The following is a 23,695-nucleotide window of genomic DNA, read 5'->3' as shown; positions in this document are numbered from 1 at the left end:
ATTACAGTGTTGCTGTTTTTTTTTTTGATATCTTCAAAAAGAATATGAGCGGTATCGCTTAGGTATTATGAATATTACAATTTTATTTCAATGGATACAATTTTTAATGCAATCAGATCTGAAAACTTAGAAGCGGTAAAAAGCTTTCTTGATAAAGATAAAGGCTTGATAGATATAAAGGATCAAAGAGGATCTACACCGCTTTTACTTTCTACATATTATGGTTTTATGGAAATTACGAAACTAATTCTTAGTTATCATCCAGATGTAAATGCTAAAGATGCATCAGGAAATACTGCATTAATGGGTGTTTGTTTTAAAGGGCATTATGAAATAGCAGAATTGTTGATTGCATCTGGTGCTGATGTCAATAACAAAAGTTATAATGAAGCTACAGCCTTAATTTTTGCGGCTACTTTTGGTCAGAAAGAGATTATGCGGTTACTGATAGAGAATGGCGCAGATGTTACTGCGCAAGATAATAATGGACACACCGCAGAAATGCACGCAACAAATCAAGGAATTGATTTTTCTGAATTATTGAATGTTACCAAGTGAGTATAAATGAAATAATAGAAAATATAAAATCTGTCAATATACGTTCTACCGATATAAAAAGGCGTCTATTAATGTCATCATTTACAGCAGATACTTTTCAATCATTTCTTAAGGATAGTATCGGAGATGAAGTACTAATTATAAATACTAATATTGGTATGGAGGTTTATTATTATTCAACTACCGATTACAGTAATTTTATAAAAGAAAACGCTCTTCTCTATATACTAAAACACATTGATGCTAAAAAACTGAAATTTCGAAATTCAATTGATAAAGAAGAAGTGCAGAAAAGTTTTACCGAGGCTATTATAACTTTTGCTCAGTATCCACAGCTGTTTTTAGCTTATACTAAGAAATTTATTCGTCTTAGAGATAAAAATGCTCAAAGTCAATATGTAATGCCCATTTTGAATACCTTTTTCGAAAATACAATGAAGTTATTGGCCGAAACAGGAAAAGTTCCGCATTCGGAAAAAATTCAAAAAGCAAAAAACAAATCTCAGAAATCAGATTATAATCAAAGTATAATTGATGATCTAATTTCTGAGATTTTATTAAAGAAACATAGCAATTGAACTATGTTTTAAAATTCAGCATTTAATGGAGTTCTTGGATAAGGAATTACATCACGAATATTACCCATTCCCGTAACGAATAATACCAATCTTTCGAAACCTAATCCAAAGCCACTATGTTTACAAGTCCCAAAACGACGTGTATCCAGATACCACCACAATTCTTCTTCCGGGATGTTTAAAGCAGCCATTTTTTGTTTAAGGACATCTAAGCGTTCTTCACGCTGAGAACCTCCTACGATCTCTCCAATACCTGGAAAAAGAATGTCCATTGCTCTCACAGTCTTTCCATCTTCGTTAAGTCTCATATAAAACGACTTAATGTCTGCAGGGTAATCAAATAAGATTACAGGACATTTAAAATGTTTCTCAACCAAAAAGCGTTCATGCTCACTTTGTAAATCTGCTCCCCATTCGTTAATTGGAAATTTGAATTTCTTTTTCTTATTAGGTTTAGAGTTTTTAAGTATTTCTATCGCTTCTGTATAACTTACTCGTTTAAAATTGTTCTCTAAAACAAATTTTAGCTTATCTCTAAGCAACATTTCTGCTCTTTCTGCCTGAGGTTTTTGTTTGTCTTCTTGAACTAGTCTGTTTTCTAAAAACTCCAAGTCGTCCTCGCAGTTATCTAAAACAAATTGAATTACATATTTTATAAAATCCTCAGCGAGATCCATATTGCCATCCAGATCACAGAAAGCAACTTCTGGCTCTACCATCCAAAATTCAGCAAGGTGTCGTGAAGTATTCGAGTTTTCTGCTCTAAATGTTGGTCCAAAAGTATACACTTGCCCTAATCCCATCGCATAGGTTTCTGCTTCCAATTGTCCAGAAACTGTTAGGTTGGTTTCGCCACCAAAGAAATCTTGCTTATAATCTACCCCGCCATTTTCATCTTTAGGAACGTTATTAAGATCTAAATTGGTTACCTTAAAAGCTTCTCCAGCTCCTTCTGCATCACTTTTAGTAATTACAGGAGTATGTACATAATAAAAATCATTTTTCTGAAAGTATTCGTGTATAGCAAAAGATAATTTTGATCTCATACGCATAATAGCTCCAAAAGTATTTGTGCGAACTCTTAAATGCGCTTGCTCTCTTAGTTTTTCTAAGCTATGACGCTTAGGAGAAAGGATTGTTAATTTTAATTCTTCTGGATCTGCTTCACCTTCAATTTCAACGCTAGTAACTTTAATTTCTACACGTTGTCCTTTTCCTTCACTTTCTGCAAGTGTACCTATTACAGAAATGGCCGCTCCAACGTTTATTTTATCAGTAATAGCCGTGTCAATAGTATTATCTTCAATAACACATTGAATATTTTTTATGGTAGATCCGTCATTTATAGCTATAAATCGATCATTACGAAAAGAACGAACCCATCCTTTTATGTTGACAGGCTGTAAAAGTTTATCACTCTTAAGTACATCTATTACTTTGGTATGTTTCATCAGTTTAATTTTATTTGTTTTACATCGGTTCGATGATGTGAGCAAATCAGTATTATTTTCCTTACAATACTACCACTATTTTTAATTTAATCAATTCATTAGGTTATATACCTAACTTTCATTTTTTATCAAGTATAGGATATAAAATTTCAAGGTAGCAAAGATAATTTTTTAATCGAATTGATACATAATCTTACTATTCAAAAAAATAAATTCTAGTAATAAATGTTTTTGTAGGTTTTTGTTTTAATGAAAACAGCTGTTTTTAGAATAGGTTAGAATCTGACGGTTTTTTCTAGAGTAATTCTATGTTAAAACCATAAAAAACCACTTTTTTGGGGAAAAAACCACTTTTTTTTAAAATTATTTTCAATTTACATGAAAAAATTCTCACTTATTTTTATATGTTAATATGCTTCATGCCAGTATATTATGTTTTATTTGATAATTTTTGGATTACAAAAAAAATGTTAAAACAATGTTTATTTTAGTAATAGGGGGAAATCCCCCCCATGAAGGTGTTTCAAAATACAAAAAGGGAATGTATCTTGCATATGCAATTATGACGATTGTGTTTACGTTAAGTTTAGTTCGATAGGTTTTGGGGTAATCTATCTTACACGGAGTCTCGCTAGTTTACTAGTGAGACTTCTTTTTTTTAAGTAATTAAATGGATAGATTTTATGATTTTTCTTCTTCAGGAAGTTCTTCGTCATCGTCACTTGCAATAATTTTTAATGCAGGTTCTTTTAGTGTTTTTTTGTTTGCAATGCTTCTTTCTAAAGAAAGCAATAATGACGGCAATAATAATAAATTGGCTAACATTGCAAATAATAATGTAGCTGAAACTAATCCTCCTAATGCTTTAGTTCCTCCAAAACTCGAAATCATAAATACTGAGAAACCAAAGAATAAAACAGTAGATGTGTAAAACATACTAACTCCAGTTTCTTTTAATGCAGCAAAAACAGATTTACGAATTCTCCAGTGATTCGACTTTAATTCTTGTCGGTATTTTGCTAAGAAATGTATAGTGTCGTCTACCGAGATACCAAAAGCGATGCTAAAAACTAATATCGTAGATGGTTTTATAGGAACTCCTAAGAATCCCATTAAACCAGCAGTCATTAAAAGAGGGAGTAGATTAGGTATTAATGATATAACGATCATTTTAACGGATCTAAACATCCAGGCCATAAATAATGCTATTAGAACAATAGCTAGCCCTAAGGAGAATATAAGATTCCATACCAAATACGTCGTTCCCTTCTGAAAAATTAAGGCTTTACCCGTAAAAGTAACTTCATAACGATCTTTAGGAAATAGTTTCTCTAGTTTTGGAGCGAGATTGGCTTCTATTCGTTCCATTTCTTCAGTACCTACATCTTTCATAAATGTAGTTATTCTAGCGTACTGACCGGTAGAATCCACATAACTATTCATAGCTCCTGCTTCTGATTCGAAACTTTTAGCATATGGCAGAATGAAATTTCGTTCCTGACTTGTGGGTAGTTGATAATATTTTGGGTTTCCATTATAGTATGTCTGCTTAGCATATTTTACTAAGTTAACAATGGAAATAGGCTTAGATAGCTCTGGTGTTTCTTCAAGTAGCTCTTCTAATTGTTCCATTCTTCGCAAAGTAGGCAGTTTCAGGACTCCTTGTTTACGCTTTGTGTCTATTAATATTTCTAGTGGCATGATACCATCGAATTCATCTTCAAAAAACTGAATATCTTTAAAGAAACCTGCTGATTTAGGCATGTCTTCTAATAAACTTCCAGAAACTTTTATAGTATAAATTCCAATAATACTTGCGATTAGTATAATAATAGAGGAGATGTATATGGTTATTCTTTGGTTTTTAACGACGTGTTCCATCCAGTTTACCAATGTTTCAACCCATCTCTTCCCTAAATGTTTTAGATGCCTTTCCTTGGGTTGAGGCATATAACTGTAGATAATCGTAATAACGAGTAAACATAGAATAAATAGCGCTACGATATTTAATGCTGCTACAATACCGAACTCTTTTAATAATTTACTTTCCGTCAATGCGAATGTAGCAAAACCTGCGGCAGTGGTAACATTGGTCATTAATGTCGCATTTCCAACCTTAGTAATAACACGTTGAAGAGATTTTGCTTTATTACCGTGTTTTTTTATTTCCTGCTGATATTTATTGATTAAAAAGATACAGTTTGGAATTCCGATAACGATTACTAGTGGTGGTATTATAGCGGTCAGAACAGTGATTTCGTATTCTAGAAGTCCTAGTAATCCAAAAGCCCACATAACACCTATGATTACCGCAGTCATCGATATAAAAGTAGCTCTGAAAGACCTAAAAAAGAAAAAGAAGATTAATGATGTAACTAGTAATGCAGCTAAAATGAATATCTGAATCTCATCCATGATATTCTGAGAATTCATTGTTCTGATATACGGCATACCGGAGACTTTTATATCCATGCCGAACTTCTCTTCGAATTCTAAAACTTTTGGGTTTAGAACATCTTCAATAAACTTTTTTCTTACAATTGTATTTACAATATCTTTATTAAGATAAATAGCACTTTGTATGGTATTGGATTTATTGCTATAAATAAGTCCCTCGTAAAAGGGTAATTTATTGAACAATTCATTTTCGTATTCTGAAACGTTCTTCTCAGTATATATACTATCTTTTATGAAGGATACAAGTTCGAATCTAGCAGGATTATCTTCTTTTTTAAGTGTTTTTAAGTCACTAACAGAAATTACCAGATCTATCTCGCTAAATTGTTTGAATGAATCGTTAAAGTCATTCCAGGCTTTTAATTTTGTTGGAGTAAAAAGAGAGCTGTCATTTACTGCCATTACAATGAGATTGCCCTCATCTCCAAATTTATCTAGAAACTCTTGGTATTTTATGTTTACCTCGTGGTCATCGGGAAGAAGGTTTGCTTCAGAAAAAGAAAAACGCATATTTTTCCACTGAAAACCAAGAAAAACGGTAATCCCTATAATTATTATAAATATTGCTGCTCTATTACGGAGTATAATTCCAGCTAATGTATTCCAAAACCCGAAAGTTAATAACTTTGCCATTCTCTATTTTCCTGGTGCAAATGTAAGAATTTGAGTTTTTAATACTTAAAAAAAAATCAAAAGAAAATTAATAAATAAGAATGTATTAAAGCTTTAGGTAAAAAGTGAATTTAAAGGCAATGTTATCTTCAATCTTCGGTAGATGATATGCTCCGTAACGATAGGCAAAACTTAGTCCGAAACCAGCAAAAAGTTTATTTATTTCGAATCCAGATTCTTGATAGCCTTGTTGAAGCGAATTGAAATTAACTCCTAGATGCTTAACTCGATTACTTACATCTCCGATCGCATATCTAGTGATTAACACCATTTCTGGATTAAGCCAACTGGCTATTTTAAAAGGTCTCAACCTATGTCTTATTTGCAAAGTAGCGAGTCGGTCGCTAAAGAATTCACTAAAATACATGGTTTCAAAACTTCTTCTGCCTGCAACAGAAAATCTTTGAAAAATAGTTTCTTTTGTTGGCGCATTTGGATATGCGTGATATAAGTGGGTTAAAGGTACATCGCCACTTGCGATATCTCCTTCTAATAGTAAACTTGTGCTAGACTGATTAAGACGATTAATTATATATTCTGCTTTGATTCCTATTTTACTATAATTAAAATTACTATCAAATATTCCTTTATATCCTTGTGTATATTGTGCTGTTATTTTTGGATATCCATCTTGTATTTCTCTATAACCATTTGGTGTTTTTAGAAACTTGCTAAATGGGCTCCATCTAAGTGCTATTGTAGACTCTGCAGTTTTGTATTGTGAAAATAAATTGCCGTCATCAAAATATGTGTAGCCCCCAGTTTGATCAATGTTACTGACAGAAAGCTGAGTTTCTGATAATAATTTAGGCAAAATCCTATGTTGTAAGCTTGCGCTCCAGGTTCTGTGTTTGTAGTAGAAATCTATATTTACCAAGCGTGGTTCAAATAAAGAATATACACGTCTATCAGTTAAATAAAAGAAACTACCAACTTCTTTAAGATCATCTGTGTAATTGATATTTAACCAAGATCCTGAATCTTTATTTAGTAAAACCCCACCACCTAGTCCGAATTTAAATTTACCATCTTTGAAACCATAAACTAAATATCCTTCTGTACGAAATCGTTTTGAAAATTTTTCATTTGTTAACCCGCCAATTCCTAAGCGTAATCCTTCAAAATTATTATATTTTATAGGATATGTTAGATCAAAATCGAAAAACCCAACAGGGTAGTATCCAATATTAAAACTCTGAATAACATCTATTCTTCGCTCTATATTTTGCGCTTGGACAATACTGTCCACGATAGGAAAGGATTTTAAATCTTTTTCTGTAATCGCAGTTGTTCTATATGTGTTCCAGTATTCTTCGCTTCGGGTAGTTGCTTCAGGGGCTATTTCAATCGCAGATTGTTGAAGCTTAATTTTAGCATCTGGTTTTAGTGTATAATCAAAGAAATCTGTTTTAGAAATTAAGAAGTCATTGTTGCCTGTAAAACTTTTCTGATCATTCCCTAATCTACCAACCGATATTTGGCCTCCAAATAAAGTAACTTTTTGTTTTCCAATACCAGGTCTAATAGTTACTTCCTGATTTAATGGGAGCCATAATTTTTCTTCAATATTGTATTCAAAATCGTGGGTTACCATTACATTAAGCTCCCCTCTTAATTCGGCAACAGCTTTCTGAATAGCTAATGTTTTCATGTCCAGGTATAAAACTCCCTCAAGACTTGCTATTTTTTTGGATCGTCTTGGTTGAAATAGTATTACATACGCAGGTCTTTTGCCTTGTGTAGTATCTAGTACCTTATAATAATAATTTTTGAGAGCTCTATTGGACAGAGGGCTAGCATATCGGTTGTTAAAGATTACATAATTTTCCTGATACAGTGAGTTAGATTGAATCTTAATCCCTAGTACATTATATACTGGTTTATTAAATCCGGTCATTCTGGAAGCAAGAACAGTTTCTTTTTCATCCCGTCCTTTGTTAAACTGATGTTGACTTACTTTTTCAGAAAGAAAAGAATGGGCATCGTTAAAGATGCGCTCCATATCTGCTCTGGTTGTATCTGGAGTTTCGAACCTTGCCTGATTATCTTCAGTAATTTTAAATTTGTTATAACTTTTATAGCTATAACTTTGCAAAGTTTTATTTGGATTATTATCGTTTTTATTAATAATAGCTTGCTTAATAATATTAGAAGCAATACTTCCAGGGACATCCAATTTTACTGTTTCTAAGTTTTCTTGTGTAGGAGAAAGTTGAATCTCTACTTTTACGATATCTTCGGATTTAATAGAAAAACTTTTCTTATTATACCCAATATAACTTATCGTTAGATTAACGGGGTAACCTTCACATCTTATGACGAACTCACCTTTGGAAGAAGTTAGTGCATAAGAGTTGTTGTCTGTTTTTACCGTGGCAAAAGGCAGAGGTTGGTTGGTGCTTTGATCAATTACTTTTCCGGTAATGCTAATTTGAGATAGTAAAACAAAATGAGTAAAAAATAATAAACAGAAGAGTTTGTTTTGCATTATCCGAATTGATTCATAAAAATTGAAGGTAAACAGAAGTGTTTTTGTATAATTAAACACTTCTGCTTTAGCTTAGTGTTTAATTATATTAAACTGTCATAATCTCTTTTTCTTTAACAGCTAGCATGTCGTCAATTTTCTTGATATATGTATCCGTTAATTGCTGGATGTCTGCTTCGGTATTCTTAGCCATATCTTCAGATAATCCATCCTTTTCTAATTTTTTTATTTCGTTATTGGCATTTTTACGATCATTACGTACGCCAACCTTTGAATCTTCAGCTTCAGCTTTTGCTTGTTTTACAAGATCTCTACGACGTTCTTCGGTCAAAGGCGGTACACTTATGATTACGCTTTCGCCATTATTCATCGGGTTAAAACCAAGGTTAGAAACCAGAATAGCTTTTTCGATTTCCTGAATAAGAGATTTCTCAAAAGGTTGAATGGTAATTGTTCTAGCATCAGGAGTGTTTACGTTTCCTACCTGATTTAGAGGTGTTGCATTGCCATAGTATTCCACCATTACACCACTTAACATAGCAGGTGATGCCTTACCAGCTCTAATAACAATTAATTGTTTTTCTAAATGAGCTATTGCGCTCTGCATAGATTCTTTAGTTGAATCCAGAATGAAATTTACTTCTTCGTTCATCTTAATATAGTTCTTTTGTTTATTAGTTGATCAAAAAACGAGCCACTATTCTTATAAATTTACTTTTGTTCCGATAGGTTCTCCCGAAATAACTTTTAATAAGTTTCCGGTTTTGTTCATATCAAATACAATAATTGGTAATTCATTTTCTTGACTTAATGTAAATGCTGTTGTATCCATTACTTTAAGCCCTTTTCTTAAAACATCATCAAATGTAATGAAATCAAATTTAGTAGCTTGCGAATCTTTTTCTGGGTCTGCTGTATAGATTCCATCGACTCTTGTTCCTTTAAGGATTACATCCGCATTGATTTCTATTGCTCTTAATACCGCTGCAGAGTCTGTTGTAAAATAAGGATTACCTGTTCCTCCTCCAAAAATTACCACTCTTCCTTTTTCCAAGTGTCTAATCGCTCTTCTTTTAATAAATGGTTCCGCTACCTCGTTAACTTTTATGGCAGACTGAAGCCTTGTTGGTATATCTGCATCTTCTAATGCGCTTTGCAGTGCTAAGCCATTGATGACAGTTGCGAGCATTCCCATATGATCTGCTTGAACTCTGTCCATACCTTTGCTAGCACCAGCAACACCTCTAAAAATATTACCACCACCTATAACTATGGCTACTTCTACGCCTTCATTAGTTATTTGTTTGATTTCATTAGCGTATTCAGCTAATCTTTTGGGGTCAATACCATATTGACGATCTCCCATCAGGGCTTCTCCTGATAATTTTAGTAATATTCTATTATATTTCATCATTTGCTTGAACTGTGGTGCAAATATAATGATATTCTTAATTTAGAAAATACTTTAATAACTAAAGGTAAATCTTTCTGAAATTGGATATAAATGTTAAAATTGAAGTGGGATATTAAAAAAGGGTTCTTTTCCCCTGACACCGCTATTGATTGACTCTGGATAATGTTATACGTTTGTAAAAGGAAAACAAAAATAGGGGAGATGAGGAATATTTTTGGATTAGTGTTGAAATGTTTTTGAAGAATTTATATGTTCACGAAAGTGTAATATGTATTCTAGACTGATTGGGGAGTTAGTCTTTTTGGGGTAACATTTTGGAGGGGTCCAGAATGTTTAGAAAAACGTTTTAAATATTAAGAAAAAATATTTTGAAAAATGATGAAAAAAGCCGCTTCAATTGAAGCGGCTTTTGATTTTTTGCTAAATAAATATTTATTATCTAAAGATATTAACCTAGAGATACTCTTTCAAAAGAAGTTACTTTAACATCTCCGTATGATTCAACATATTTAGCAACACTGATTTTTTCATCTTTGATGAAGTTTTGGTCAAGAAGACATTGCTCTTGATCGAGTGTAGTATTATCTGAAATGAATCTTTCCATTTTTCCTGGAAGAATTCTATCCCATATTTGTTCTGGCTTACCTTCTGCTTTTAATTCTGCCTTAGCATCTTCTTCTGCTTTTGCTAAAACTTCAGGAGTTAGTTGAGACATTGATATGTATTGAGGTACATTTTTAAGTGTCTTACCTAAACGAACTAATTCTTCGTTGTCTTTTTCGATTACTGCTATTCTAGCTTCAGTTTCTGAAGCTACAAAAGCAGGGTCAAAATCTTTATAAGAAAGTGTTGTAGCTCCCATAGAGGCAATCTGCATAGCTAAATCTTTAGCTAAGATATCAACTTTGTCAACTTTAGAAGAAAGTCCAACTAAAGCAGCAATTTTGTTTATGTGCACATAAGAACCAACATAAGGAGCTTCTAATTTAGAGAATGCATTTATTTCTAATTTTTCTCCAATAACACCAGTTTGTTCAACTAGTTTTTCGGCAACCGTCATTCCTCCAAAATCTGCAGCTAAAAATTCTTCTTTAGAAGAACAATTTAATGCTAGATCTGCTAATTCATTAGCTAGAGCAACAAAACTATCATTTTTACCAACGAAATCTGTTTCACAACCTAAGACTATAGAAACACCAGCAGTATTGTCTGCGTTTATTTTGGCAATAGCAGCTCCTTCAGACGAATCACGGTCTGCTCTTTTAGCTGCAACTTTCTGTCCTTTTTTACGTAATACATCTATAGCTTTGTCGAAATCTCCCTCAGCTTCAACTAATGCTTTTTTGCAGTCCATCATTCCTGCACCTGTAGCTTTTCTTAATTTATTAACTTCTGCGGCTGTTATCTTAACCATATCTTTTAAATATTTAATGTGTTTGTGTAAAAAAATAAGTCGTTTAGTTATGATTACTACGAGAGTAAAGAACTAAACGACTCATTAATTTTAGATTAAAGTTAAGTTTTTAAGGCTTAGACTTTAATTTTATAATTTTTAATGATTGAAAGCAATCAATGAATGTTTATTCTTCTTCTTGCTTAGCAGCTTCAGTCACTGCTGGTGCTTCTTCAGCTTTTGCAGGAGCCTCTACAGCTGGTGCTTTAGCTTTAGCCGGCGCCTCGGTTTTGGCTTTTGCAGGAGCTTCAGTTTTAGCTGGAGTTTCTGCTTTTGGTGCCTCTTTAGAAGCTTTTCTTTCAGTTAATCCTTCGATAATAGCATCACTAACGTATGTCATTACTTTGTCGATAGATTTAGAAGCATCATCATTTGCAGGGATAACATACTGTACCTGACGTGGATCAGAATTAGTATCTACCATTGCGAAAATAGGAATGTTTAATTTTTGAGCTTCTTTTACTGCGATGTGCTCACGAGTAATATCTACAACAAATAACGCACCAGGTAGACGAGTCATATCAGAAATAGAACCTAAATTCTTTTCTAATTTAGCTCTTAAACGATCTACTTGTAAACGCTCTTTCTTAGATAAAGTGTTGAAAGTACCATCTTTCTTCATTCTATCGATTGCAGCCATTTTCTTTACTGCTTTACGAATAGTAACAAAGTTAGTAAGCATTCCACCAGGCCATCTTTCTGTGATGTATGGTTGATTAGCTTTTGCTGCTTTTTCAGCAACGATTTCTTTAGCTTGTTTTTTGGTAGCAACAAAAAGGATTTTTCTACCAGAGGCTGCGATTTTTTTTAAAGCTTCACCAGCTTCATCAATCTTTGCAGCAGTTTTGTATAGGTTGATGATGTGAATTCCATTACGCTCCATATAAATATACGGTGCCATATTAGGATCCCATCTTCTTGTCAGGTGACCAAAATGTACGCCTGCATCAAGTAAGTCTTTTACTTCGATATTGTTTGCCATTTTTGTAATAGTTTACGTTCTGTTGAATTAGCAATACCCAAGTGGCTATCATTTTGATATGGCCTTGAGTATTTAGATGCTAAACTAACTCCCTAAAATAGGGGATAACAACAAATACTGTTTTAATAAATTAACGTTTAGAGAACTGAAATTTCTTACGAGCTTTCTTCTGTCCGAATTTCTTACGCTCTACCATTCTAGGATCTCTGGTCAATAAACCTTCTGGTTTAAGGACTAATCTGTTTTCTTGATCAAGCTCGCACATTGCTCTAGATATTGCTAGGCGAATTGCTTCAGCTTGTCCTGTAATACCACCACCGTATACATTTACAGTTACATCAAACTTTTCCTCATTGTCCGTTAGGGCAAAAGGTTGGTTCACTTTGTACTGTAAAGTAGCAGTAGGAAAGTAATCGTTAAGATCTTTTTTGTTGATCGTAACTTTTCCAGAACCTTCTTTAAGGTAAACTCGAGCTACAGCCGTTTTTCTACGACCAATTTTGTGAATAACTTCCATTACTTAAATTCTTTTAAGTTAATAGTTTTCGGTTGCTGAGCTTCTTGGTTGTGATTTGCTCCAGCATGTACCTTTAAATTACGGAATAAAACTGCTCCTAATTTGTTTTTAGGTAACATTCCTTTTACCGCTTTTTCGATTAAACGCTCTGGGTTTTTGTCAAATAACTCCTGAGCAGTAAGACTCCTTTGCCCTCCAGGATAACCAGTATGACGGATATACGATTTATCTGTCCACTTTTTTCCTGTTAAGTTGATTTTTTCGGCGTTTGTAATAATTACATTGTCACCGCAATCAACATGTGGGGTAAAGTTAGGCTTATGCTTTCCTCTTAATAGTATTGCTACTACAGAAGATAGACGTCCCAAAGTCTGTCCTTCAGCATCTATATGTAACCATTCTTTAGAAACGGTTGCCTTATTGGCAGATACTGTTTTGTAACTTAATGTGTCCACACTAACTAATTTTACTAATTAAACATTCCTTTTCCTATATAAAATAGGGGTGCAAATGTACAATTATATATTTATATAGCAAATAGGTAGTTGATATTATTTAAAGAAGATTATCCATTGGTTTTCAGGGAGATCAATTATCAGATGATTTTTTTATTGTTTTGACTATTAAAACTTCTTTTTCATGTTAATCTTTTACTAAATAAGTAAGGTAACTGTGACAAAGATTCATAATTTATGTCCTGTATTAAACATCAATCAACAAACTAATCATCATGAAGTACACCCTCCAAGTGTTTGGAATCTTCCTTTTTACACTATTTATGAATGCACAAGATTCTACAGTGGTAAAAAAAAGGATCTACACTACGAAACCTCTTAATGGATCAGAGGCACCAACGATTAATGGTTTAATAGAAGAATCTAGTTGGGATTTGGTAGCGTGGTCAGGAGATTTTATTGAAAATGAACCGGACGAGAATACACCTCCAAGTCAACAGACTAAATTTAAAATGCTGTATGATCAAAAGTATCTTTATATCGCATATAGATGTTATGATACAGAACCAGATAAAATAGAAAAAAGATTATCTAGGCGTGACGGTTTTGCGGGAGATTGGGTAGAGATTAATTTAGATAGTTATCATGATAAACGAACTGGGTTTTCTTTTACGATTACTGCTGCAGGCGTAAAAGGTGACGAATTTATATCGAATAATGGTGATAACTGGGATGGTAGCTGGAATCCTATTTGGTATACCGCTACTAATATTGATGATGAAGGATGGACTGCAGAGGTAAAAATTCCTTTAAGTCAACTAAAATTTGGTAAGAGTAAAGAACAAATTTGGGGTCTTCAAGTGAATAGGAGGTTTTTTAGAAAAGAAGAACGGTCGGTGTGGCAGCGGATTCCGCAAGATGCGCCAGGATGGGTTAGTGAATTTGGAGAATTACATGGGTTGATTGATATTGAACCACAAAAGCAACTGGAGATTCAACCTTTTGCGGTAACGCAATACGATACTTTTCCGGAAGAGGATGGAAATCCTTTTAGGGATGGAGATGATTTTAAATTAAACGGAGGATTGGATGCTAAAATCGGTATAACCAATGACCTTACTATGGATCTAACTGTAAATCCTGATTTTGGACAGGTAGAAGCTGATCCGGCTGCTATTGCATTGGATGGCTTTCAGATTTTTTTCAGAGAACAACGACCTTTTTTTGTGGAAAATAAAAATATTTTTGATTATCAGTTTGCGAATGGGCAAGATAATGTGTTTTACTCTAGGAGAATTGGTAGAAGTCCGCAAGGCTCTATAGGTTCAAGTCCGATTGATACTGAGTATGTGGATAGGCCAAATAATACAACTATTTTAGGAGCTGCCAAGTTTAGTGGAAAAACAAAAAATGGTTGGTCTATCGGTATTTTAGAAAGCGTTACGGAGAGAGAGATAGCTAAAATTGAAGATGCTGATGGAAATAGAAGAGAAACCATTGTAGAGCCATTAACAAATTATTTCGTTGGTAGGGTGCAAAAAGATTTTAATGATCGGAATACATATATAGGGGGGATTTTTACGGCCACCAATCGTAACCTTGGAGATGTGCTTAATATAGATTATGATAATTCGGATACAGACGAAACATCGGAATTAGTCGGGTTAAGGGAGAATAATCTGAACTTTTTGAGAAAATCAGCGTATACTGCAGGGTTAGATTTTAGGCATAATTGGAAGGATAGAAAGTACTTTGTTGAAGGAAACTTAGTAACAAGCCATGTAGAAGGGTCTAAAGAAGCTATTGAGGCTACTCAAAATGAGTTAACACATCTTTTTCAAAGAGTAGATGCAGACCATGTAGAAGTTGATCCTAATCGCACGTCTCTATCTGGGACTGGAGGTAAGCTAATTGGAGGTAAGTCTGGAGGTGGAAATTGGAGATATAGTGGTGGGGTATTCTGGCGTTCTCCGGAGCTAGAACTCAATGACGTTGGTTTTTTACGACAAGCAGATGAGATAAGGCAATTTGCTAATGTTCGTTATTTGTTCCTGAAACCAACAAAGTTTTACAGGAGAGCTAATGTGAGTCTAGAGCAATCGTCTACTTTTGATTTTGAAGGTAATTATAATCGTATGCAATATGAGTTTAATGGGTTTATCAATTATAAAAATAATTGGTGGACAGAGGTAGGAGCTGCACATAAACCTAGAATTTTTACAAATACCGTTTTACGTGGAGGTCCACGATGGAGATTTTCTGAAGAGAATTTTGCTTTTCTTTTTTTTGGTTCAGATAGTCGAAAGAAATTTAATTTTACCGTTGGTTATGTAAATTCTGGAGCACGTCAGAATAATTTCACTTTCCATAGGTATGTATTAAGGTTAAATTATCAACCATTTAATGCGTTTAGTGTTTCTCTAAATCCAGAATTTGAAAGAAATCCTAATAAAACTCAATATGTTACTGAAACTGATTTTGCAGGAACACCAAGGTATATTACTGCCAGAATTGATCAACAGACATTAAGCGCCAGTATTCGACTTAATTATAATATTAATCCTAATCTTACCATACAATATTATGGACAGCCTTTTATTTCTAGAGGGACTTATAAAGATTTTAATTATGTTAATAATCCTGTTGCTTCAGATTTAAATGAGAGAGTTACATTGTATGATGATAGTCAAATTTCTTTTGCTGATGATATATATTCTGTGGATGAAGATGGAGGTGGAGTTGATTATACCTTTGATAACCCGGATTTTTCATTTGTGCAGTTTCGATCTAACTTGGTGTTACGTTGGGAATACATTCCTGGATCAGAAATTTTTCTGGTATGGTCACAAGGAGTAACTGGATTAGGTGATCCAGGAGATCATCTGTTTAGAAGTTTAGATAATCAAATTTTTGGGCAACAACCAGATAATACTTTTTTAATTAAAGCAACATATAGGTTTGTATTGTAAAAATGTAAAAATGTAAAAAAAGGTTCTAAGAAAGTTTTTACAGAAGGTTTTTTTAAATGTATTTTGCAGCAGTTAAGATTATTGCTGTATGAAAAAAATTATAGGTTTTTTTATTTCTTTATTCATTTTTGGATGTATAACCCCTAAGAAGGAGGAAAAAGAGGTGGTTGTGGATTCAAAACCGGAAACAGAAAAGATAGATTCTTTGTCGTTTTTTCTGGATCATTATGAGAAGTTTTTTGCGACTAATTTTAATATCTCAGAATGTCCTGGTGCGGCAATAGTGATTGTTAAAGATTCTACGGTAATTTATAAAAGAGGTTTCGGTGTAAAGGAAATTCACACAACAGATTCTGTGGGTGTTAATACGGTTTTTAGGATTGCGAGCCTCTCCAAAGGAGTTACTTCAGTCCTTGCTGGAAATCTGGTAGATAAAAATGAATTGCAATGGGAGCAAAGTGTAAAGGAATCTGTGAATTCTTTTGATTTAAAAGATAAGGCACAGGCTAAAAGATTGAAAGTAAACCACCTTTTGTCTCATACAGCTGGATTGTATAAGTATACAAACTCTAAACTTATACATAAAGGTCTGCCATTAAAAAGTATTATCTCTAATTTTAAGAGAAATGGAGTTGTTGCCAAAGAAGGAACAGATTATGAATATCAGAATGCTGTTTTTTCTGTAATAGAGAAGGTAATGGAAAATGCAACGGAAAAACGCTTTGATACTTTACTTAAAGAGCGATTGTTTATGCCGGCAGGAATGAGAAATGCCTCCAGTACTTTTGAAGATATTAAGCAAAATCCTAATGTAGCATTACCTCATAAATGGAATCATTATTCTAAAAAATATTATTTAACCAATCTTCATAAAAACTACTACAATGTGGCTGCCGCTGGTGGAATCAACGCTTCCATTTCTGATATGGGAGAATATTTAAAGGTGTTGTTGGGGAATCGTCCCGATATAATTTCTAAAGAAAGTCTGACAGAAATTTTTAACCCAATGATCTGTACGAGTCAAAAAGAAACCTATGTTAATTTGTGGGATGGTGTTACAGATTCTTACTATGCGAAAGGTTGGAGAGTGTTAGATTATAGAGATAGAACTATAATTTATCATGGCGGAAATGTCAATCAATATAAAACACAATTAATGATAGATCCAGAAAATGGAATTGCGGTTTGTGTTTTGTTTAATGGTCCTAATAATTTTAATGGTCCAGTGATTCCAACATTTTTAAATTACTATGACTTTTTTACCGCAACTGCGCAGAGGTAAGTGGGAGTGGAGATGTTTTTAGATTTATATATTATCTTTTTGTGATACTAAAGATTTAAAATAAACCGTTATTAATCTAAACTCGAAAAATTATGAAAACCAATTTTTTTCTTTTTGTAATGTCTTTTGCACTTCTCTTTGCGTCATGTAGTTCTGATGATGACAATGGTGGTAATCCAGCAACTATTTCTCTTGTAGGAACTTGGGAGCTGACATCTGCTTCTGGAGCTTTGCCTGTGGACTTGAATATGGATGGAACAGCTTCTGTTAATTTATTAGAAGAGTTGCCTTGTTTTGAAGATACTATTGTAGTGAATGAGGATAGTACTTATAGTCAGAATGTGGTTGAGATTATATTTGATTTTGATGTGACAGTGCAGCCCCCAGTAGTAACTGCTGATTGTACAGATGCAATACTTACCCAAACCGGTGAGTGGAATCTTAATGGAGAACAATTAATCTTTACTCCGGCAGGAGAGGATTCAAAAACTGTCACTATTACCTTGACAGAAAATATGTTATCTTTTACAGATACAGTAGGGGATTTAGGACAAGTAGCTTTGGTGTTTACTAGGCAATAATTTAAGATGTATATAAACCAAAAAGCGCTTCTTTTGTAAAAGAAGCGCTTTTTGGTTTATAAGTTTTAGAACAAAGAAAGTTTTTGAAATTTATTTATCTTCTGTTTTTTGTGCTATAGATTCTTGTTGACTCTTTTTAAGTAAAAGATTTTTTTGGTAACGTCCCTGTACAATATCTACAATCACTAATACGATGATCACAAAATAAAATGTAGTTTTACTCATTGGGGTAATCGCATTATTAAAAAGGTGTAGATGCGCTAGATGACCACCTTCGGATAATAACATGATACCTACTATAAATAAAATAAAGAGCCCTAATACTTCGTACATTCTGTTTTTCTGAAGAAAATTAGAGACTTTATCTGCTAGAACAATCATCAATACACCACCAAGGATAATAGCGATAGACATCAAAATCAACTGCGGTACATACTCCATATCACTAGTAAGTGCCATAGCGCTAAGGATAGAATCAAAAGAAAAGACTAAGTTCATTATGACAATCCATATAATAACCTTTTTTATCGAACCTTTTTTATTGTCTTTTTCGGCTTGTTCATGTTCGTGCAGTAACATCATATGCCAAATCTCTTTTACAGCAGTATAAATGATAAATACACCTCCGACAAGAACGATGATACTATGTACGTTAAATTCGAATTCTATTATACCATTATCATGGAGACTTATAAAAGGATCCTGAAAAAACTGTATTAGCGACATTAAGACAAAGAGTAATACAATACGCAAGATGATAGCGAGTCCAACTCCCATTTTACGAACAAAGCTTTGTTTTTCTGCAGGTGCTTTTTTAGATTCTAGAGAAATATATAAAAGATTGTCAAAACCTAACACGGCTTGCAGTAAAACTAGCATAAGCAAAGTGAATAGGCTATCAAGTGTAAAGAGTTGTTCCATAAAATAAATATTGATTAGTTAGTTATGTTTATATGTATAAAATTGCTAGAAGTAGTTACACTTTTTTAATGAGCCTCCAGCCAATTCTCTCCTAGTCCCATATCTACATCCAAAGGAACTGCTAAGATGTAAGCGTTTTCCATTTCGGATTTTATAAGGGATTGTATTGTTTCTAATTCAGTTTTGTACACATCAAAAACCAATTCATCATGAACCTGTAATAGCATTTTGGTTTTATAGTTTCCTTCTTTTAGTTTTTTATGGATATTGATCATAGCAATCTTGATAATATCCGCAGCACTTCCTTGAATTGGCGCATTAACAGCATTTCGCTCTGCTGCACCTCGAACTATTGCATTAGCAGAGTTGATATTTTTAAGGTAGCGACGTCTTCCTAGAACTGTTTGCACATATCCATTTTCTCTTGCAAAATCTACCTGTTCACTCATATAATTTCTAAGCTTTGGATAGGTTTTGTAATAAGTATCAATTAATTCTTTGGCTTCGCTACGAGAAAGGTCTGTTTGGTTGCTTAATCCAAAGGCCGAAACACCATAGATGATTCCAAAGTTTACCGTTTTTGCATTACTACGCTGTTCTCTGGTTACTTCTTCAAGGGGAACGTTAAATACTTTTGCAGCGGTAGATGCATGGATATCTTCTCCACTTTTAAAAGCATTGATCATGGTTTCTTCTTCACTTAGTGCGGCAATAATTCTTAATTCTATCTGAGAATAATCGGCAGCTAGTAAGGTATATTCCTCGTTTCTAGGTACAAATGCTTTCCTAACCTGTCTTCCGCGTTCTGTTCTGATCGGAATATTTTGTAAATTAGGATTATTAGAGCTTAATCGACCTGTGGCGGCCACTGTTTGCATATAGTCCGTATGCACGCGACCTGTAGATTTGTTCACCTGATTTGGTAATGCATCGACATAGGTACTCTTTAGTTTTGATAACCCACGAAAATCCAGTATATCTTGAATAATATCATGATCTTTAGCAAGATATGATAATACATCTTCTGCCGTAGAATACTGTCCAGTTTTGGTTTTCTTTGGTTTGTCTACCAATTTCATTTTTTCAAAAAGGATTATTCCTAATTGTTTGGGTGAAGAAATATTAAACTCTTCTCCAGCTTCTGTATATATTTTGGACTCTAAAGCTTTAATATCATTATCTAATGTTGAAGAAAGCGATTGCAAAAATTCTTCATCTAGATTAATTCCCTCCACCTCCATATCAGCAAGAACTCGTAATAGAGGAACTTCTATGTTTTCAAACAATGATAGTATATTAGCATCATTAAGTTCCGGGGCAAAATGTTCTTTAAGCTGATATGTGATATCGGCATCCTCTACAGCATATTCTGTTTGTTTTTCAGTAGGAACTTGTCTGAAGGATAATTGGTTTTTGCCTTTTTTGCCAATTAATTCAGTAATAGAAACGGGAGTATAGTTGAGATAAGTTTCAGAAAGCACATCCATATTATGTCTCATATCAGGATTGATAAGATAATGAGCTAACATGGTATCAAAAAGTTTTCCCTTTACTTCTAAGTTATATTTAGCTAATACTTTAATATCATATTTTAAGTTTTGACCAATTTTGGTAGTATTCTCAGCTTCAAAAAAAGGTCGTATTTGTTCGATTAGTTCTTGTGCTTCTCTTTGATCTTCAGGAAATGGAATATAAAATCCTTTTCCAGCTTCCCAAGAAAATGCAATACCTACTAATTCTGCTGTTAATGGATCAAGACCGGTGGTTTCTGTATCGAAACAGACGTTTTCTTGCTTTAGTAAATTCTGGAGAAATAACTTCATTCCCATCCCAGGAGCGATACTTTGGTAAAAATGTTCTGTATTTGAGATTGTTTTCCTACTAGAAAAGGAAGTTGGTGATAAACTAGTTTCTTTATTATCTCCAAACAATGAAAACTGACCTGCTCCAGCTTGTTCTGCCTGTTTCTTTGATGATGAAGTGGTAGCCGTGGAAGTTGAGGTAGCTTCTGAAGGGAAGAAGATTTTGGTGAATTGATCAGTTAATCTTCTGAATTCTAATTCATCAAAAATTCCTTGAACTTTTTTTGCATCAGGTTTTGAAATTTCATAATCTTTTGCATCAAAAGTTACATCACAATCAAGAATAATTGTAGCTAATTTTTTAGATAGAAGCCCTAATTCTTGGTTAGCTTCTATTTTTTCTTTCATTTTACCTTTTAGCTGATCGATATTTTCAAATAGACCTTCCATGGATCCATATGCGGCAATAAATTTTTTGGCAGTTTTATCTCCCACACCAGGAAGACCAGGAATATTATCGACTGCATCTCCCATCATTCCTAAGTAGTCAATAACCTGTTCTGGACGCTCTACTTCAAATCTTTTTTGTACTTCAGGAATTCCCCATATCTCAATACCATTTCCCATCCGGGCAGGTCGATACATGAAAATATTTTCAGATACTAATTGAGCATAATCTTTATCAGGAGTTACCATATAAGTTTTGTATCCCTCTTTTTCGGCTTGTTTAGCAATAGTCCCAATTAAATCATCTGCCTCTACGCCAGCTCTTTCGATAATAGGGATATGCATAGCTTTTAGGATTTCTTGTATGATAGGAACTGCGATTTTTATCGCTTCAGGAGTCTCATCTCTATTGGCTTTGTAATCTGGAAACATCTCCAAACGATCTCTACTACCTTGTTTGTCAAAAGCAACTGCCAAATGATCTGGATTTTCTCTTTTGATAACATCAAAAAGCGAGTTTACAAACCCTAAGACAGCCGAAGTGTCTTGTCCTTTAGAATTGATTCTAGGGTTTTTTATCAAAGCATAATATCCGCGAAAAATAAGCGCGAAAGCATCCAGAAGGAAAAGACGTTTTTGTGACATAGTGTGTATTCAGTTTTTAGAAATGCAATATAAAAAGAAGATTGATGAATATGGTTTCAAAATTATACTAAATAAGAAATGCCGTCAATGAATGACGGCATTTCGCCCCAAAATAAAATTGATAACAATGTTATCAATTGCTATAAATACGATAGTAATATTTTTTTTATAAAGTAGATTTTTCTTGTAAATCCCCATAGTTAAATGGTGAAACGAAGGTACGAATAAAAAATTTACATACGAAAGAAAATTCTAAGATTTATAATGTTAAGCGTCTCTAGACATAGCTAATAGCTATATTTTCTTACGGATTATTTGTAAACCGTTAATTTTTACTTAAATATGACTATGATTGTAAAAAGGTGAGATAGTTTTGTTTCATAAAAAAATTGTTAGTTGTATGCGCTGGATCATCCCATTAATTCTTTACGTTTTAATAGAAATATATGCTTATCAGGTGCTTAGAACCATTTCTAAAAATCATTGGTTTCAAATAATATATTTAATTTTCTCTCTGCTTGTTATAGGTTATGTAATATATGTTTTTGCCAATTATGATAGGAGTGTGGGGCCTACCAAATATTCTCTCAGGGCTAGTGGTTTATTGTTAGTTACTTTGGTTCCGAAGTTGATTTTAGTTTTGTTTATGTTCGGGGAAGATATTATAAGACTTTGCGTAGCAGGCTACACTTATCTGACAAATACGTTTTTTGATGGAAATGCTACTCAATATTTACCGGATCGAAGAAAATTTATTAGTCAATTGGCTTTGGGTGTGGCGGCAATTCCTTTTGTTGGACTAGTTCACGGTATATTTAGAGGGAAGTATAATTTTAAGGTGATTAACCATGTACTTTATTTTGAAGATCTTCCTAGTGCATTTGATGGATTTCGTTTAACACAGATTTCGGATATCCATTCCGGAAGTTTTGATGAAGTTGCTAAAATTGAATATGCTGTAGATTTAATTAATGAGCAGAAAAGTGATTTACTGGTGTTTACTGGTGATATAGTGAATACAATGGCAAGTGAGATGGATGATTGGATTGATGTCTTTAAAGGACTAGATACACCTTTTTACGGTAAATACTCTATTTTAGGAAATCATGATTACGGTGAATATGTGACTTGGAATACAGAGGAAGAAAAGGATGCTAATTTTGAAGCGATTAAAGAAGTACATTCTAAAATTGATTTTAGGTTACTACTTAACGAAAATACTTTTGTAGAAAAAGAAGGAGAGCGCATTGCTATTGTTGGTGTAGAGAATTGGGGGCATAATTTCAAAAAGGCAGGAGATTTAACGAAAGCATCAACAGGAATTTCTAAAGAAGATTTTAAAATTTTACTGAGCCATGATCCATCTCATTGGGAGTATGAAGTAAAAAAACATGAAGATCATTATCACCTTACACTTAGTGGTCATACGCATGGATTTCAGTTCGGTATTGAAATTCCAGGGTTTTTGAAATGGAGTCCAGTTCAATATGTGTATAAACAATGGGCTGGGATGTATAATGAAATGGGACGTTATTTGAATGTAAATAGAGGTTTTGGTTTTCATGCATTTCCGGGAAGAGTTGGAATTTGGCCAGAAATTACTGTGATTGAATTGAGAAAAGGTTCTAAGCCAGCTTAATTCATAGAAAATGTTATATTTACAATTATATATAGGCTTTGTTCGTTACTATAACAGAGTAAGAGATAAAATTTTTAAAACATGTCAAAGTTTGGAGAGTTAATAGGTATTGAAGTTCCAGTGCTCCTTGATTTTTATACTGAATGGAATGAGCCATCGGTATCCATGCATCCAGTATTACGTGATGTAGCTGCTGCTCTTGGCGATAAAGCTAAGGTGATAAAGATAGATGTGGATAAAAATGAAGAACTAGCTACGGCGCTTCGAATTAAAGGTCTTCCTACCTTAATGATTTACAAAGAAGGTGAGATGGTATGGAGGCAAAGTGGAGAGCAGGATGCTAATACTCTGATTGGTCTTATGAAGGAATATGTTTAAGAATAT

18 protein-coding genes are annotated in these 23,695 nt (G+C 33.5%); 7 read left to right on the top strand and 11 right to left on the bottom strand.

Annotated elements, in window-relative coordinates:
- The first annotated feature begins 90 nt into the window (after nt 1-90).
- Both Q0921_RS09230 and Q0921_RS09225 read left to right on the top strand, forming a co-directional pair.
- Entirely contained in the window at nt 91-558 is a 468-nt protein-coding gene (locus Q0921_RS09230) for an ankyrin repeat domain-containing protein (RefSeq protein ID WP_299256040.1), read from the top strand.
- A gap of 71 nt (nt 559-629) precedes the next feature.
- Entirely contained in the window at nt 630-1,136 is a 507-nt protein-coding gene (locus Q0921_RS09225; protein ID WP_299256039.1) for a hypothetical protein, read from the top strand.
- An 8-nt stretch (nt 1,137-1,144) separates the two neighbouring features.
- Here the strand turns inward: Q0921_RS09225 and asnS are convergent, their stop codons facing one another.
- The 9 genes from asnS to rplM all read right to left on the bottom strand — a co-directional run bounded on the left by asnS (nt 1,145) and on the right by rplM (nt 13,025).
- On the bottom strand, nt 1,145-2,587 hold the full coding sequence (gene asnS / locus Q0921_RS09220) for an asparagine--tRNA ligase (protein WP_299256038.1): 1,443 nt from the start codon (nt 2,585-2,587) through the stop codon (nt 1,145-1,147).
- A 681-nt stretch (nt 2,588-3,268) separates the two neighbouring features.
- Nucleotides 3,269-5,677, bottom strand: coding sequence for an efflux RND transporter permease subunit (locus Q0921_RS09215; protein WP_299256036.1), 2,409 nt, complete (start codon nt 5,675-5,677; stop codon nt 3,269-3,271).
- An 85-nt stretch (nt 5,678-5,762) separates the two neighbouring features.
- The gene (locus Q0921_RS09210; protein ID WP_299256034.1) at nt 5,763-8,204 is read right to left on the bottom strand and encodes a DUF5686 family protein; all 2,442 of its coding nucleotides are present in this window, start codon (nt 8,202-8,204) and stop codon (nt 5,763-5,765) included.
- Nucleotides 8,205-8,292: 88 nt separating this feature from the next.
- Nucleotides 8,293-8,856 carry a ribosome recycling factor gene (gene frr, locus Q0921_RS09205; RefSeq protein WP_299256032.1) on the bottom strand — a complete coding sequence of 188 codons (564 nt, stop codon included), beginning with the start codon at nt 8,854-8,856 and terminating at the stop codon, nt 8,293-8,295.
- A 51-nt stretch (nt 8,857-8,907) separates the two neighbouring features.
- Nucleotides 8,908-9,615, bottom strand: a complete 708-nt coding sequence (gene pyrH, locus Q0921_RS09200; protein WP_299256146.1) for a UMP kinase — start codon at nt 9,613-9,615, stop codon at nt 8,908-8,910.
- A gap of 451 nt (nt 9,616-10,066) precedes the next feature.
- Nucleotides 10,067-11,032 carry a translation elongation factor Ts gene (tsf, locus tag Q0921_RS09195; RefSeq protein ID WP_299256031.1) on the bottom strand — a complete coding sequence of 322 codons (966 nt, stop codon included), beginning with the start codon at nt 11,030-11,032 and terminating at the stop codon, nt 10,067-10,069.
- A gap of 166 nt (nt 11,033-11,198) precedes the next feature.
- Nucleotides 11,199-12,053 (bottom strand): 30S ribosomal protein S2, encoded by an 855-nt coding sequence (gene rpsB / locus Q0921_RS09190; RefSeq protein ID WP_299256030.1) that lies wholly within the window; start codon nt 12,051-12,053, stop codon nt 11,199-11,201.
- A 130-nt stretch (nt 12,054-12,183) separates the two neighbouring features.
- On the bottom strand, nt 12,184-12,570 hold the full coding sequence (rpsI, locus tag Q0921_RS09185; RefSeq protein ID WP_299256029.1) for a 30S ribosomal protein S9: 387 nt from the start codon (nt 12,568-12,570) through the stop codon (nt 12,184-12,186).
- The gene (gene rplM / locus Q0921_RS09180; RefSeq protein WP_299256028.1) at nt 12,570-13,025 is read right to left on the bottom strand and encodes a 50S ribosomal protein L13; all 456 of its coding nucleotides are present in this window, start codon (nt 13,023-13,025) and stop codon (nt 12,570-12,572) included. Before rplM ends, rpsI begins: the two co-directional genes overlap by 1 nt.
- Nucleotides 13,026-13,300: 275 nt before the next feature.
- On the opposite strand from rplM, the gene Q0921_RS09175 reads away from it, so the two are divergent.
- The 3 genes from Q0921_RS09175 to Q0921_RS09165 all read left to right on the top strand — a co-directional run bounded on the left by Q0921_RS09175 (nt 13,301) and on the right by Q0921_RS09165 (nt 17,857).
- Nucleotides 13,301-15,994, top strand: coding sequence for a DUF5916 domain-containing protein (locus tag Q0921_RS09175; protein ID WP_299256026.1), 2,694 nt, complete (start codon nt 13,301-13,303; stop codon nt 15,992-15,994).
- A gap of 88 nt (nt 15,995-16,082) precedes the next feature.
- Nucleotides 16,083-17,276 (top strand): serine hydrolase, encoded by a 1,194-nt coding sequence (locus Q0921_RS09170; RefSeq protein ID WP_299256024.1) that lies wholly within the window; start codon nt 16,083-16,085, stop codon nt 17,274-17,276.
- 92 nt (nt 17,277-17,368) lie between these two features.
- A complete protein-coding gene (locus tag Q0921_RS09165; RefSeq protein WP_299256022.1) occupies nt 17,369-17,857 on the top strand; it encodes a lipocalin family protein in 489 nt (162 codons plus the stop codon).
- Nucleotides 17,858-17,947: 90 nt separating this feature from the next.
- On the opposite strand, the gene Q0921_RS09160 is transcribed toward Q0921_RS09165, so the two are convergent.
- Both Q0921_RS09160 and polA read right to left on the bottom strand, forming a co-directional pair.
- A complete protein-coding gene (locus Q0921_RS09160; RefSeq protein WP_299256021.1) occupies nt 17,948-18,778 on the bottom strand; it encodes a tellurium resistance protein TerC in 831 nt (276 codons plus the stop codon).
- A 65-nt stretch (nt 18,779-18,843) separates the two neighbouring features.
- Nucleotides 18,844-21,672: a DNA polymerase I gene (gene polA, locus Q0921_RS09155; RefSeq protein WP_299256020.1), complete on the bottom strand. Its 2,829-nt coding sequence runs from the start codon at nt 21,670-21,672 to the stop codon at nt 18,844-18,846.
- A gap of 400 nt (nt 21,673-22,072) precedes the next feature.
- Here polA and Q0921_RS09150 point away from each other — a divergent pair, with 400 nt between their 5' ends.
- Together Q0921_RS09150 and Q0921_RS09145 are read left to right on the top strand one after the other, a co-directional pair.
- A complete protein-coding gene (locus tag Q0921_RS09150; protein WP_299256019.1) occupies nt 22,073-23,311 on the top strand; it encodes a metallophosphoesterase in 1,239 nt (412 codons plus the stop codon).
- An 81-nt stretch (nt 23,312-23,392) separates the two neighbouring features.
- Nucleotides 23,393-23,689: a co-chaperone YbbN gene (locus Q0921_RS09145; protein ID WP_091407947.1), complete on the top strand. Its 297-nt coding sequence runs from the start codon at nt 23,393-23,395 to the stop codon at nt 23,687-23,689.
- Nucleotides 23,690-23,695: the final 6 nt, after the last annotated feature.

It is taken from the genome of uncultured Aquimarina sp. (assembly GCF_947496855.1).
Lineage (GTDB): Bacteria > Bacteroidota > Bacteroidia > Flavobacteriales > Flavobacteriaceae > Aquimarina.
Note: the sequence above shows the minus strand (reverse complement) of the source record. Positions and strands in the feature narration are given on the sequence as shown.